Below are 14,447 nucleotides of genomic sequence, written 5' to 3' on the forward strand. Positions count from 1 at the left end.
CGACGCCCGGAGACCGCGAGGCATTCAGGAATCTGGCGACCTCGCGTCCCACGTCCCACGTCCCACGCCAAACGACAACGGCGCCATCCGCAATGGATGGCGCCGTTGTTTTATGCGCAGACGATGACCGTCGGCATTACTCGGTGCTGAACGCCGCCGGACGCCACTTCAGCAAACGTTTCTCGAGCGACGTCAGCAGGTAATCCGCCGCCAGCGCCACCACGGCAAGCACGATCATCGCGGCAAACACGCCACTCGCATTGAACGCGCCCTGCGCGGTCGAGATGAGCAGGCCGATGCCCTGCTTCGAGCCGAGGAACTCACCGACCACCGCACCCACCAGGGCAAAGCCGAAGCTGACGTGCAGGCTGGCGAGAATCCACGACAACGCCGACGGAATCACCACCGACATCGTCACCTGACGGCGCGACGCGCCCAGGATCTGCGCATTCGCGATCATGTAGCGGTCGGCTTCACGCACGCCCTGGAAGGCATTGGCGAACACGACGAAGAACACCATCACCACGGCAAGCGCCACCTTCGAGGCCATGCCCAGACCCAGCGAGATCACGAAGATCGACCCGAGCACGACGCGCGGAATCGAGTTGGCGATCTGAATGTAGAGACTAAAGACATCCGAGAGCAGCTTGTTGCGGCCGAGCACGATGCCGCAGATCACACCCGCCACGCCGCCGATCAGAAAGCCCAGCACGGTCTCTTCGAGCGTGACGAACACCTGCGTCCAGAGCGGGCCCTGCGAGGTGCCTTCCACACACCATTCATAGATCTGCGCAACGATTTGAGTCGGTTGCGAGAAGAAGAACGGGTCGATCCACCCCACGCGCGCGCCCACTTCCCAGCCGCCCAACCCGATCACCAGAATGGCCACGCGCAGAAAAATCACCAGCGCGCGACGCTGTTTGATGCGACGCTGCGCGCTGGCTTCCTCGCGCGCGAGATCGGCGTCACTGAATCCTGCCACCATGGCCTGTTCACTCATGTTCATGCCCTCCTCCAGACGGCGTGGGCACGCGCGTCGATGCGCGGCCCGCAATTGCATTGTCGATGCCCCGGCGGGGGCGTCGTCTTCAACCGATCTTCACTTCCTCACGCAGATCCGCCCAGATCTCGCGCGAAATGTCGATGAAGCGCTGCTCGTAGCGAACTTCCGACATCACGCGCGGACGCGGCAAATCGATCGTGTACACATTCTTCAGCGTGGCCGGACGCGCCGTGAGCACGAATACGCGATCGGCCAGCGCAATCGCCTCTTCCAGATCGTGGGTGACGAACACCACCGAGCCGGAGGTTGACGACCACAGTTGCAGCAACTCGTCCTGCATGAGCGTGCGCGTTTGCATGTCCAGCGCGGAGAACGGCTCGTCCATCAACAGGATTTCGGGGTTGTTGATGAAGGTCTGTGCCAGCGCCACGCGCTTGCGCATGCCGCCCGAGAGCTGGTGCGGGTAGTGGTCGCCGAACTTGTCCAGGCCCACGCGCTTGATCCATTGGTCGGCCAGTGCGTAAGCGGCGTCTTTGGACTGACCGCGAAACAGCGGGCCGGCGGCCACGTTCTCGCGCACGCTGCGCCACGGGAATACCGCGTCGTTCTGGAACACGAAGCCAATGCGCGGGTCGATGCCGTTGACCGGCTGCCCCATCACGCGCACGCTGCCGGCAGTCGGGCGCAGCAGGCCGGTGATCATCGACAGCGTGGTCGATTTGCCGCAGCCGGTCGGCCCGACAATGGCGACGAACTCGCCGCGGGCGACCGACATGCTGAAGTTGCGCAGCGCGATGGTGGCGTGGCCGTCCGCCGAGATGAAGCGGCACGACACGTTGTCGAATTCGATGGCCGGGGTATCGCGCGAGACAGGGCTCGCAGCGCGCGCCGGCGCAGTGGGGGTGATGGTCTGGGTCATGCCCGGTTCCTCAGTGACGTCGAAGGGCAAACGGTGTCGTTGCGGTTTTTCAGGGGTGAGTCTGCCCACACACCGGACGGTCGTCGGGTGCGGGCGGCTCGGGTGGCGGCGCGTCGAGCGACGCGCGCGCCGGAACTACAGGATCAAAGGGTGACGCGAGATCGAACGCTTACTTCGGCACGTTCGCGGCGTCGACAAACGCGTTGGTGTAGGTCTTCGAAAGGTCGATGTGCTTGCCCTTGACGTTCGGGTTGAACGCGGCGAGCACCTTGAGCACCGTCTCCGGACCATCCTTCGGCATGCGGCCGTCCGGCGAGTACATCGGCAGCGAGTTCTGCAGCGCCTGCAGGTACAGCGCCTTGTTGTTGGCGTAGTAGTCCTTCGGCATCTTCTCGGTGATCTCTGCGGCCGAGTGGGTGTTGATGTACTTGAGTGTCTTCACGAACGCGCGGGCCAGCTTGGTCGCCTCTTCCTTGTGCGTGTCGGCCCACGCGCGCTGCACGTACAGGCTCGACGCCGGGTAAGCGCCGCCCAACGCGTCGACCGTGCCCTTCATCGTGCGCATGTCGACGAGCACTGCCGCGTCGCCCGTGTTGATCAGACGCGAGGCGGTCGGCTCGGTCGTCATGCCGGCGTCGATCCGGTTCTGCTTGATGGCGGCGATGAACGTGTTGTCCGCGCCGACGGGCAGCACCGAGAATTGCGACGACGTGATGCCGTGCTTGGCCGCGAGGTACTGCGTGAGGAAGTTGGTCGACGCACCCAGGCCCGTCACACCCAGGGTCTTGCCCTTGACGTCGGCCATGCTCTTGATGGTGTCGCGGCTCTTGGCATTGACCAGTTCGACTTCGCCGGGCACCTGACCGAAGACCGTGATGGCCTCGATTTCCTTGCCCTTGCTTTGCAGGTCGATGGAGTGATCGTAGAAGCCAACCACGGCCTGCACGGCACCGGCGAGCAATTCGTTTTCGGCGTCGACACCGGCCGGCTGCGAGAGCAGCTCGACGTTCAGCCCTTCGTCCTTGAAGTATCCGAGTTGCTCGGCGAGTTTGGCCGGCAGGTAGATCATCTTGGTGATGCCGCCCACCATGATCGTGATCTTGCCGCTGTCGGCGGCGAAACTCGGCACGGCGGCCAGCGCCAGCGATGCGCCGAACACGGCGGCCAGAACGGGTTTCACGAAGGCTTTCGGCGTACGCACGCCATGGCTTGCTCGCATTATGGTGTCTCCATCGTTTTTAGGGATAATGGCTCAAGCGTCGCGTTGCGGCGCCGGCCGACCGCTGTGGTTTGCCACAGGGCCCAGGCAGCGGTCCTCTGAATCGTTTCCTTTGCCTTGATGCGAATTGTAGAAAACCGAAGCTTTCATCGAGCTTTCGTCCCATGCAGGTTTTCTTGCGCAACCGATGGGTGTTTACCCGCTGTTGGCTTGCGCCGGTTCGGCGGGCACACTCGCCGTCGCTGTCTGCGCCGCTGTCTGCGTCGCCCTACGCCTTTGCCGTCATGAAACTGCTGCTGATCGAAGACAACGACACCCTCGCCCACTGGCTCGCCCGCATGCTGCGCGACGACAACTTCACGGTCGACGCCGCGCGCGACGGCGACGCCGCCGACCGTCTACTGCAAACCGAGACGTACGACGTGGTGCTGCTCGATCTCATGCTGCCAAAGCTCGGCGGCAAGCATGTGCTGCGACGGCTGCGTGAGCGTCGCAATAATGTGCCGGTGATCATTCTCACGGCCAGCGGTTCCGTCGACGAGAAGGTCGACTGTCTCGGCGCGGGGGCCGACGACTATCTGGTCAAACCCTTCGAAGTGCGCGAGCTAATCGCGCGCGTCAAGGCGCTCGCCCGCCGGCATGCGCCCGAGCAGAGCGCGGATCTGGTGTGTGCCGATCTGGCCTATCACGCGGGCACGCGACAGTTTACGATCGCGGGTGCGCCGCTCGCGCTGCCGTCGCGCGAGCATGCCGTGCTCGAAATCCTCATGCGCAAGCAGGGAAAGACCGTTGCCAAAAGCGCCCTCGTCGACGGCGTCTTCGGTCTCGACGACGAACCGAGCGCCGATGCCATCGAGATCTATATCCATCGTCTGCGCAAGAAACTCGAGACGAGCCACGCAGCCATCATGACGCTGCGCGGCCTGGGCTATCTGCTGCGCGCCAAAGATGCTTAGCCTTCGCGTACGGCTGCTGATGTGGCTGATGCTGCCTCTCACGCTCTACATCGGCGCGAGTGGGTGGCAGGCCTATCGCAGTGCGCGCGACACCGCCGCGCTCGTGCAGGACCGGGCCTTGCTCACGTCGGCGCAAGTGATCGCCGGGGAACTCACCTGGGTCGATGGGGCCCTGCGCGCGAGCGTGCCGCCCTCCGCACTCGAACTGTTCGCGTCGCCGGCGCGGGACCGGGTGCTCTATCAGGTCGTCACCGAAGACGGCCAATTGCTCGCCGGCCCGCCGGATTTCCCGCGCCCGCCGCTCTTTTCCGGCACGACCCCGGCGTACTTCAGCGTCACCGTGAATGGCGAACCGCTTCGGGCCGTCAATTATGTGCGCACGATGTACAACGCCGGCACACCCTATCAGGTCGCGGTCGTGGTGGCCGAGACGATGCACGCGCACGACGCGATGCTCTCGCAGTTGTGGGAACCGTCGCTGCACCGCCAGATCGCCATGGCCGCGCTGGCCGCCTTGCTGGTGCTCATCGGGCTGACGGTCGAGCTGCATCCGCTCATTCGCCTTAAGGACGAGGTCGCCGGGCGCGCGCCGCAGGAACTGGTGCCCATTCGCGCCGGACAACTCCAAACCGAACTGCGACCTATCGTCGACGCCATCAACCTGTGCATCCAGCGGCTCTCGGCACAGGCGCAGCAACAGCGGCGCTTCGTGGCCGACGCCGCGCACCAGCTACGCACCCCGCTCACGCTGCTCGATACCCAGTTGCAGTTCGCGGCGCAGCTCGATGATCGCGCTGCGCTGGCCGACGTACTAGCCGCCATGCAGACGAGCAGTCGAGGGCTGGCCGATCTCACCAACAAGCTGTTGCTGCTCTCGCAGGCGGAGGCGGCCGACACGCCGGCGTTCTCGCGCTCGCGTGTCGATCTGGTGGCCGTGGCCGCCGCCGTGCTCGAGGAACTCGTCGCCCTTGCGCAACGACGCCATATCGATCTGGGATTGGAGACGACCGAAGCGCACGTGTGGGTCGAGGGCAATGGCGAGCTGTTTCACGCCATGGTCATGAATCTTGTCGACAATGCGATCCGCTATATCCACGAGGGTGGTCGCGTGACCGTCGCCATCGACAGTCCTCAGGACATGGCCCGCCTGCGCGTGATCGACGATGGGCCGGGCATCCAGGCCGAGGCGCGGCAGCGTGTGTTCGAGCGCTTCTATCGCAATGCGCCGCCGGGTCAGCCCGGCACCGGGCTGGGGCTGGCCATCGTCAAGGAAATCGTGGCGGCCAGTTACGGCACCGTGACGCTGGCGTCGGGCGACGACGGTCGCGGTCTGATGGTGACCGTGACGCTACCGCTCGCGATAGAGGCTGAACGCAACGCCCTTTAGAAGACGTTGCCGGCGTCACGTCTCCGATACCGCACACCGCAAGCCTGCACCACCGCCTGATAGAAACTCGCAGCCGTATGAATTCGCAAGAAAAACTCAGGCTTTACCGTTGGTTAGATTGAAAAAATCGTTTGAAACACTGGCTCGACTCCATGCGCTAGGACAAACCCTGATATATTTTGGGGTCTTCGCAGAATTCCCCTTAAGCAAGCCAATACTTTTTGATCCAAATCAAAGAGTTATGCTTCGACGTCCGTCACGTGCTTGTTTGCCACGTGTAATTGTGACGAAATGTAAAGTTTGTTAAATTCGGTGGGGTCTCGGCGCGCAAGTTGCGGCACGGGACTTTTTCTCTCAGGAATTTGCCTCCATGCCGTTTCTCGTCGATCGTGCCGCACAGGCTGCGAGACGTCGCGTGTCACTTGACGACGCGTTGCACACGCGCGCCGTGACGCCGACATCGGGTCTGGCGGCCGCGTGCGACACGGCGTTGCCCGCCGAGTCCGCCTCGCGCGCGCCGGCACAGTCCGAGGCACACGCAATTGACGCCGCTCGCGAAGCCGAGCGCACGCGCCTGGCCAGGGAGATACACGACGGACTTGGGGCGCACCTCACGGCATTGCAATTGGTGGTAGCGCGTCTTGCCACGCGCGCCCCGGCCGACGCCGCCGAGTGGCAGTCCCTCTGCACCCAGATTCAGCAGGCAGCAAACGCGGCTCAAGACGCGGCGGATGACCTCGTCTGCCGCCAACGCCCCCCCGCGCTCGACGCCGGTCTCGTCGCGTCGTTGCGCGCCTGGCTGCGTCGCTTTGGCGAACAAAGCGGTCTCACCTGCATTTGGCGCTGCGACGACGTGACGCGCGAGCGCGTCGCCAGGCTCACGCCCGACGCGGTGCTGGCGTTATATCGAATTGCGCAGGAAGCCTTGACCAACGTTGCCCGACACGCACACGCCTCTCGCGTAGTGGTGGCGCTCGACGGCGGTCATCGTTCACTCAAACTCACGATTTCCGACGACGGTTGCGGCTTGGTCCGCGGCGCGCGTCGCAAGCAGGGACATTTCGGATTGGTTGGGATGCGCGAGCGCTGCACGGCGCTTGGCGGCACGATACGTATTGGCAGTGCGCAAGGATCGGGGACGCTCGTGAGCGCGCGTCTTCCCTGGCACCAGATTCTGTCGTCCCCGGCCGCGGCACCCGCGACCGGCCATCATGCCCCGGAATCGCTTGCTCTTCACGGATACGCATCATGACGCTCAGAGTGCTCATCGTCGACGACCACGCCATCGTGCGTCAGGGCGTGCGACAGTTGCTCTCCGACAGCGGGAGCATCTCGGTCGTCGGCGAAGCCGACTGCGGCGCGGAAGCGCTGGAGATGACCGACGCCGCCCAGTGGGACATCGTCCTGCTCGACATTTCGCTGCCCGACACGAACGGGCTCGAAATTCTCAAGACCCTGCGACGCAAACATCCGCGTCTGCCGATCATGATCTTCAGCATGTACGGTGAAGGCCAGTTCGCGCTTCGGGCGCTCAAGGCCGGCGCGGCCGGTTATCTGAGCAAGCGCTCGAACGCCCAGCAGTTGGTCTCCGCCGTGCGGCAGGTCGCCGCGGGCCGCAAGTATGTCAGCCCGATGGTCGCCGAGACGCTCGCCGACTACCTCGGCCCGGACGCCGACCAACCGCCGCACGAGCGCCTGTCCGACCGGGAATATCAGACGCTTTGCATGATCGGCTCGGGCAAGCGCCTGACCGACATCGCCAATGCGCTTTCGCTCTCGGTCAAGACGGTGAGCGTGTATCGCACGCGCCTGCTGGAAAAGATGCGCCTGAACAACAACGCCGAACTCACCTATTACGTGATGCAACACGGCCTGGTCAGCGCCGAGATGGGACCGCTCTGCGCCTGAGCGCTCCGGCACCACCCAATCAGAAGTAAGCGATCACTACGTGGCCCGAGAACGCGGGCCACGTGCATTTCGGACCGCCGAACCGACCTCGGTCGTCGACAGCGTTGCGTCCGGCAACGCTTTCTCACCCGGGCGAGAAATTTTCTCGTGCGCCTTCAAAGCGTTGCCACCTGCCGAGAATTGGCGGTCGCGCGACAGGGGCCAGGCAGTCGCCTGCGCCTCTCCAAGCCTTACAGGGATTGAATAAGCGGCAGATTGCCCCTTTCCTTGCGGGATCGATCGGGGAAGAATTTTGTAGACTGGTCCGCTAGCGTTTTTCCTACATCGACAGGGCCCGTCGATGGGGGGTGACACATCATTTTGTGAAATCACCCTAAATTTTCCCAATGGCCGTCCGATATCCCCTACAACGGCGGCTTTCGGCGAATGGCTGTAGAGCCGAAGTTACGGCGCTTAAGCCGGAGCCAAAAATTTTGGGAAAGGAGTGGCTAAATGTCATCTGTCATCAATACCAATATCTTCTCGCTGGTTGCACAACGTAACCTGAGCACGTCGCAGTCGGGCCTGCAAACCTCGATCACGCGCCTGTCCTCGGGTATGCGCATCAACAGCGCCGCCGACGATGCCGCCGGTCTGGCGATCACGGACCGCATGTCGGCCCAGATCAACGGCACGCAGCAAGCGCAGCGCAACGCCAACGACGGTATCTCGCTGGTGCAAACCGCCGCGGGCGCCCTGTCGGCGATCACCGACAACCTGCAACGCATCCGCACGCTGGCCGTTCAGTCGACCAACTCGACGAACTCGGCTTCGGACCGTGCCGCGCTCGATCAGGAAGTTCAACAGCGTCTGGCGGAAGTGAACCGTCTGGCCACGCAAACGTCGTTCAACGGCCTGAACGTGCTCGACGGCTCGATGGGCACGGCGAACTTCCAGGTCGGCGCCAACGCAGGTCAGACCATCTCGGTCAACCTGCAACAAAGCATGACGATCTCGAGCATCGGTTCGGTCGCGCAAACGACGTCCGCCGCCAACCCGCTGAGCTTCACCGTTGCCGCACTGACCGTGCAGATGGGTGCAGGCGCCGCCGTCAACGTCAAGGCCGGCACGTACAACAGCTCGGCCGACCTGGCCACGGCGATCAACACCGCCGCACAATCCGCGGGCTTCACGGGCAACGTCGCCTCGGTCAACTCGGCCGGTGAAATCGCGATCACCAACACCGACGCGGCACAAACGATGACGATCGCCGGTGCCGACGCCACCACGCTGGGCATGGCCGTCGCAGGCGCCGCCGCCGGTGTGACGACCACGTCGACCGCCGTCGCTGGTACGTTCTCGCAAACGCTGGCCGCAGGGGACCTGGTCCTGACCGTCAACGGCAAGGCCACGAACATCACCGGCAAGATGAACAGCGCCAGCGACCTGGCCAATGCGATCAACTCGTCGAACAGCGGCGTGAACGCGTATGTCGACACCACGGGCAAGATGCACCTCAGCTCGGGTTCGGCCTTCCAGATCAGCGGCGGTACGGCGGCAACGCTGACCAAGCTGGGCCTGCCGACGGCAGCCACGACGTACGCCACGAGCGGTAGTCTGGCACAAGCCGACGTGAAGACGGTCAACAGCGCCACGCTGATGCTGTCGCAGATCGACTCGGCCATCGGCACCGTCGACACGCTGCAATCGACCCTGGGCGCTATTCAAAACCGCTTCCAGTCGACGATTTCGAGCCTGTCGACCACGACGCAGAACTTGACCACGGCGCGTTCGGGCGTGCAAGACACCGACTACGCTGCGGAAACGGCCAACCTGACCAAGTCGCAGATCCTGCAACAAGCCGGTATCTCGATGCTGGCCCAGGCCAACCAACTGCCGCAACAAGTGCTGAAGCTTCTCCAGTAAGCGCCTGTTGGGTTGGGTTTGACGCCCGGCGGCAACGTGGCCGGGCCGCCGGCGGCGCCACCTTCACGGGGGGCGCCGCCGCAAACATTACAAAGGCAGTCTTTTTTGTGCCGGCGTTTTGTGAGTTGAGCAACCATTTTAGAGAGCGAGCAATTTATGGCGACTACCGGCAGTAGCACTACGGGCTCCATTTCGTCACCGGGCATCGGTTCCGGGCTGGACGTGAACGCGCTCGTGACCAGTCTGATGCAGCCGGCCACGCAAAAGCTCAGCTTGCTCAAATCACAAGAAGCCAGCTATCAGACCAAGGTCTCCGCACTCGGCAGCCTGCAATCGGCGCTGAGTTCGTTCCAGTCGTCGCTGTCGGCCCTGTCGTCGGCGTCGTCGTTCCTGCAGATGACCGCCACACCGGGCGACGCGACCTTCCTGACGACGTCGGCGGACACCACGGCGAAGGCGGGCAGTTATACGATCAACACGACGCAACTGGCGCAGGCGCAAAGCCTGTCGACGTCCGGCGTGTCCGATCCTGCCGCCTCGATCGGCACGGGCGCGTCCACCCAGTTGACGTTCAGCTTCGGCACGATATCGGGCGGCACGCTCGCGAACGGCACGTACACCGGCGCCAGCTTCTCGCCGAATGCGCAGCAGGCACCGTTCAGCATCACGATCACGAACAGCAACAACTCGCTGCAAGGCATTCGCGACGCCATCAACGCCGCCAAGGGCGGGGTGACGGCCACGATCGTCAACGACGGCAGCGCCACGCCGAACCGCCTGGTGCTGACCTCGACGCAGACCGGCCAGGCGATGAGCATGAAGGTGGACGTCGCCGCCGGCGGCGACGCCACGCTCACGAACATGCTGGCGTACGACCCGACCGCCACCCAGAACCTGACGCAGACGGCCGCGGGCCAGAACGCGAACCTGACCATCAATGGCCTGGCCGTGTCGAGCCAGACCAACACGGTCAAGAGCGCCGTGCAGGGTCTGTCGATGACCCTGCTCAAGACCGGCTCGACCACCGTCAGCGTCAGCAACAACAGCGACGGCGTCACCAAGTCCGTCAGCGATTTCGTCACCGCGTACAACACGCTGCACTCCGCGATCGGCCAACTGACGTACTTCGACAAGTCGAGCGCCTCGCCCGGCAGCACCTCGAACAACAACGGTCCGCTGATCGGCGACACGACCACGCAGATGATCACAACGCAGATCCAGCAGATCCTGAACGGCAAGCTGCCAGGGGTCTCGGGATCGGTGCTGACCTCGCTCGCGGACATCGGCGTGACGTTCCAGGCCGGCGACGGCTCCGGCAGTGCCACCGATACATCGGGCCAGCTGGCGGTCGATTCGACCAAGCTGCAGAAGGCCATCGCCTCGGGCGGCTTCGCCCAACTCGCGTCGTTGCTTGCCACCAACGGCACGACCAGCGACAGCCTGATCAACTACCAGAGCTCGACCACCAATACCCAGCCGGGCCAGTACGACGTCGTCGTCACGCGACTGGCGACGCAAGGCACGCTCACGTCGAACGCCACGCTTGGCGCGAACACCGTCATCAACGGCACCAACAATACGCTGACGGTGCAGGTCGACGGCACGAGCACGACCATCACCATCCCGAACGGCACCTACACGCCCGACAAGATGGCCGCCGCCTTGCAGGCCGCGATCAATGGCAACTCGCAATTCGTCGCCAACGGCTCGACAGTGACCGTCAAGCAGACGGCCGGGGTGCTGTCGATTACGTCGAACCGTTACGGCTCCGCCTCGAACATCCGCGTGACGTCGGGCAATGCCCAGACCACGCTGTTCGGCACGGGGGTGTCGCCCAGCACCGATGGCGTGGATGTCGGCGGCTCGATCGGCGGCGTGATCGCCACGGGCAGCGGCCAGTCGCTGACCGGCGCCGCGGGTTCGCTGACCGACGGCCTCAAGATCCAGGTCACCGGCACCAACCTCGGCAATCGCGGCACCATCAATTTCTCGCAAGGCTATGCGTCGCTGCTGTCGAACCAGGTCAGCAACTTCCTGAGTGCCAAGGGCGCCATCAGCACGGCCACGTCGAACCTGAATGCCAGCATCAAGCACGTGCAGCAACAGGAAAGCGACTGGCAAGACCAGATGACGCAGATGCAGAACCGCTACCTCGCCCAGTTCACGGCGCTGGACGCGACGATGGCCAAGTTGCAGAACACGAGCGACTACCTCAAGCAGGTGCTTGGCGGGTCGTCGTCTTCGTCGTCGTCCTCGAAGTAAGCGCGCGACGCACTCACGCCGCGCGCTTCGGAGAAAGTCATGTACGGTCAAAACGCCGCCAACGCTTATCGCAAAGTCGGACTCGAGACGGGCGTCATCGCCGCGAGTCCGCACCAGCTCATCATGATGCTGTTCGACGGCGCCAAGGCAGCCCTCACGAAGGCCCGCGTCCATTTCGAAGACGGCCGCATCGCGGATCGCGGACTCGCGCTCTCGAAAGCCATCGGCATTATTGGCGGTCTGCGCGACGGCCTGGACATGGACGCCGGCGGAGAACTGTCTCGCAACCTGCGCGATCTTTACGACTACATGGGCCAACGCCTGCTCGAAGCGAATCTCGAGAACGACGTGGTCAAGGTGCAGGAAGTCGACACCCTGCTCGATACGATTGCATCGGCCTGGCGAGCGATCACGCCGGCGGCCGGCACGGGGGCCCCCGCCGCACAGGCGGGCACCGGAGTGCGCTATGAATGAAGCCAAGTCGTTGCTGAACTGCTACGAGAGCATTGCCGGCCTCACGGAGCGCATGCTCGGCGTGGCGCGCGATGGCGATTGGGATGCCCTCATCGACCTCGAGATGCAGTATCGTGCGCAGGTCGATTCGATCAAGCAGCTCGACGCGTCGCTACCGCTCAGCGAGGACGAGCGGGCGCGAAAGCACGCCGTCATCCGTCGCATTCTGGCCGACGACGCCGCGATCCGCGATCTCGTGGTACCGCGCCTGGCGCATCTGGATGCCATGATCAACAGCACACGCCGTCAACGTGCCCTGCACGAAGTCTACGGCTTGAACCTGGGCGCCTGACGCGCCAGCGCGTCGCGTCGCCCATTCTTCGGAGTCAGTCAGGTATGGCCGGTCTCGATTCGGTGCTGGCCACAACGCTCGCACGACGGCTCGACACATTGCTGGGTGCCGGGCAAGGCGCGGCCTCGACGACTGCGCCAGGTGCCGTATCGGGCCTGCAGCCCACCGGCGACGCCACGTCCGCCCTCGTCGACCTCGCCACCCGCCCGTCGACGACGGCCGTCGGACTCGGTAACGCGCCGCCGCAAGCCGGTGCCCGGCTTGCCTCCCCCGTTCAACAGGCGACGCTCTCGGCCGCCGCGCGCACCATCGACACGATTCTGCGGCTGGCGCCCGACTCGCCTGGCCCCGTGCAGGCGAGCACGCCCGTATGGCCGGCCGCCCCCGGCACCGGCGCGCCCGCGCTCGCGCCACTGCTCGCGGCGGCGTTGAAGGAGGCGTTGTCCGCGAGCGGGCTCTTTTACGAATCGCATCTGTCGCAGTGGGCCTCGGGCAGCCGCTCGTTCGAGCAACTACAGGCCGAGCCGCAATTGCGCTGGCCCGCTTCGGCGAATCTGGCCGCGCAGTTGCGCGCGGCCGGTGCCGACGCCACGCTGCCCGGTCCCGGCCCCCTCACCCGGTTGCTCGGCCCTGCGGGCGCCGACGCCGTGCTGGCCACCGGTTGGCCGACGCTCAGCCCGTCGACCCCGCCCGTGGCGGCCGCCTCCGGTGCCGCGTCGCCCGGCGTCGTTGCGCCACCGGCAACGGGCGAGGCAGCCGATAGCGGTCTGCATGCGAGCGCCAATCTGCCCAACACGGCCAACGCGTTGGCGCATGCCGCAAGCGTGGCGCACACAACGAGCAGCGTATTGCCAGGCGCGCAGGGGGCCGACGCCACCCTCGCTGCGCTGAGCAACGGCTCACCGCCCAATGCTGCGCCGCACGGCCCGGCCGGGGTGATGGCCGCCGTGGCGAATGCGCCCGCGGAAAGTGTCACGCTGGTGCGTCAGCAGCTGGACATGCTGGTGAATCCGCAATTCCAATGGAACGGCATGGCGTGGCCGGGAGCGCCGATGACATGGCAGGTCGAGGAACGGGCCGGGCAACCGATGCCCGGCGAGGCGGCCACGCCCTCGACATGGCATACCCATCTGCGTCTCACGCTGCCGTTGCTGGGCACGGTCGACGTCACGCTCGGGTTGTCCGGGCAGCAGTTACAGGCGCGCCTGCTGACCGATTCGTCCGTGTCGGCCGATGTACTGTCGCAAGAGGGTGAGGTATTGCGCCAGCGACTCGCGGCCGTCGGACTCATCGCGAGCCAATTGTCGTTCGGCGCGCTGACGGACGCGGGGGCAAGCGTCGGCGGGTCATCGGCAGGTGCCAACCCGGCCGACCCTGCGCGCCCAGTGCACGCTGCCGCCCCGACCAATGCCACCGGGCAGCGAGGGCCCTCGGCGGGCGATGTGCCGCCAGACGCAGAGACCGGAGGTGCGGCATGACGCTGCCACCGGAACGTCGCACGGCGATCGCGCTCGCCTACGGGGCGAACGACACGGCACCTCGCGTGGTGGCGAAGGGCTACGGCCTGCTCGCCGAAACGATCGTGCGCACCGCGCACGAGCATGGCCTGTATGTGCATGAATCGCCGGAGCTGGTAAGCCTGCTCATGCAGGTCGACCTCGATCAGCGGATTCCGGCGCAGCTCTATCAGGCGGTCGCGGAGTTGCTGGCGTGGCTCTACAAACTCGAAGCGGGACGGGGTGGCCACCCGCCGCCGCTGCCGCCGGGCGTCGCCGCCCCGGCGTCCTCGGCCGACTTGCCGGCCGCCGCAGCCACGTCACCGTCCAACGCATTCGACAATCCATCCGCCGACCACCGCACGCGCTAAGTCATGCCGTTCGCACATCGGGCGAGCGTGCGGTGAAGTGTCTGAATTCCTGCCCTGCCCCGTAACCGCTGACGAGCGGCGCACCGCTGCGGGCAAAGGCTTCCCCGGCTTCCTCGCGATGGGCAGACGTTTTGCCATCCGCGCAGCACAAGCGATCTCACTAGGATTCTCTCCGTATGTCGCGGCACCGCGTGCCGGGCATGGGCATTTGCTCGC

At 64.9% G+C, this 14,447-nt stretch carries 13 protein-coding genes; 10 read left to right on the forward strand and 3 right to left on the reverse strand.

All coding sequences use genetic code 11. The annotated features are described in order from the left end of the window. Positions 1-136: 136 nt before the first annotated feature. The 3 genes from BGP02_RS01170 to BGP02_RS01180 form a co-directional block, all read right to left on the reverse strand. Positions 137-1,006: an ABC transporter permease gene (locus BGP02_RS01170; protein ID WP_017231589.1), complete on the reverse strand. Its 870-nt coding sequence runs from the start codon at positions 1,004-1,006 to the stop codon at positions 137-139. 82 nt (positions 1,007-1,088) lie between these two features. Then, positions 1,089-1,922 carry an ABC transporter ATP-binding protein gene (locus BGP02_RS01175; RefSeq protein ID WP_017231588.1) on the reverse strand — a complete coding sequence of 278 codons (834 nt, stop codon included), beginning with the start codon at positions 1,920-1,922 and terminating at the stop codon, positions 1,089-1,091. A gap of 169 nt (positions 1,923-2,091) precedes the next feature. Further along, a complete protein-coding gene (locus tag BGP02_RS01180; protein WP_017231587.1) occupies positions 2,092-3,141 on the reverse strand; it encodes an ABC transporter substrate-binding protein in 1,050 nt (349 codons plus the stop codon). A gap of 284 nt (positions 3,142-3,425) precedes the next feature. Between BGP02_RS01180 and BGP02_RS01185 the strand changes: the two genes are divergently transcribed. The 10 genes from BGP02_RS01185 (at position 3,426) to BGP02_RS01230 (ending at position 14,231) form a co-directional block, all read left to right on the forward strand. Further along, positions 3,426-4,097 (forward strand): response regulator, encoded by a 672-nt coding sequence (locus tag BGP02_RS01185; RefSeq protein WP_026131524.1) that lies wholly within the window; start codon positions 3,426-3,428, stop codon positions 4,095-4,097. Further along, positions 4,090-5,484, forward strand: coding sequence for a sensor histidine kinase (locus BGP02_RS01190; RefSeq protein ID WP_039829658.1), 1,395 nt, complete (start codon positions 4,090-4,092; stop codon positions 5,482-5,484). The genes BGP02_RS01185 and BGP02_RS01190 overlap by 8 nt, the downstream gene beginning before the upstream one ends. A 370-nt stretch (positions 5,485-5,854) precedes the next feature. Next, positions 5,855-6,736 (forward strand): sensor histidine kinase, encoded by an 882-nt coding sequence (locus tag BGP02_RS01195; protein ID WP_286797388.1) that lies wholly within the window; start codon positions 5,855-5,857, stop codon positions 6,734-6,736. Then, the gene (locus BGP02_RS01200) at positions 6,733-7,392 is read left to right on the forward strand and encodes a response regulator (RefSeq protein WP_017231583.1); all 660 of its coding nucleotides are present in this window, start codon (positions 6,733-6,735) and stop codon (positions 7,390-7,392) included. The genes BGP02_RS01195 and BGP02_RS01200 overlap by 4 nt, the downstream gene beginning before the upstream one ends. Positions 7,393-7,884: 492 nt before the next feature. Next, complete coding sequence (locus tag BGP02_RS01205) at positions 7,885-9,297, forward strand: flagellin N-terminal helical domain-containing protein (protein WP_268567064.1); 1,413 nt, start codon at positions 7,885-7,887, stop codon at positions 9,295-9,297. 156 nt (positions 9,298-9,453) lie between these two features. Next, positions 9,454-11,559, forward strand: coding sequence for a flagellar filament capping protein FliD (gene fliD / locus BGP02_RS01210; protein ID WP_017231581.1), 2,106 nt, complete (start codon positions 9,454-9,456; stop codon positions 11,557-11,559). Positions 11,560-11,598: 39 nt separating this feature from the next. Continuing rightward, entirely contained in the window at positions 11,599-12,033 is a 435-nt protein-coding gene (gene fliS / locus BGP02_RS01215; protein WP_017231580.1) for a flagellar export chaperone FliS, read from the forward strand. After that, the gene (locus tag BGP02_RS01220) at positions 12,026-12,364 is read left to right on the forward strand and encodes a flagellar protein FliT (RefSeq protein WP_017231579.1); all 339 of its coding nucleotides are present in this window, start codon (positions 12,026-12,028) and stop codon (positions 12,362-12,364) included. The genes fliS and BGP02_RS01220 overlap by 8 nt, the downstream gene beginning before the upstream one ends. Positions 12,365-12,408: 44 nt before the next feature. Next, positions 12,409-13,842, forward strand: a complete 1,434-nt coding sequence (gene fliK / locus BGP02_RS01225; protein WP_261939566.1) for a flagellar hook-length control protein FliK — start codon at positions 12,409-12,411, stop codon at positions 13,840-13,842. Continuing rightward, positions 13,839-14,231, forward strand: coding sequence for an EscU/YscU/HrcU family type III secretion system export apparatus switch protein (locus BGP02_RS01230; RefSeq protein WP_150564401.1), 393 nt, complete (start codon positions 13,839-13,841; stop codon positions 14,229-14,231). The genes fliK and BGP02_RS01230 overlap by 4 nt, the downstream gene beginning before the upstream one ends. Positions 14,232-14,447: the final 216 nt, after the last annotated feature.

This window comes from Pandoraea sp. 64-18, assembly GCF_001899225.1.
GTDB classification, from domain to species: Bacteria; Pseudomonadota; Gammaproteobacteria; order Burkholderiales; family Burkholderiaceae; genus Pandoraea; species Pandoraea cepalis.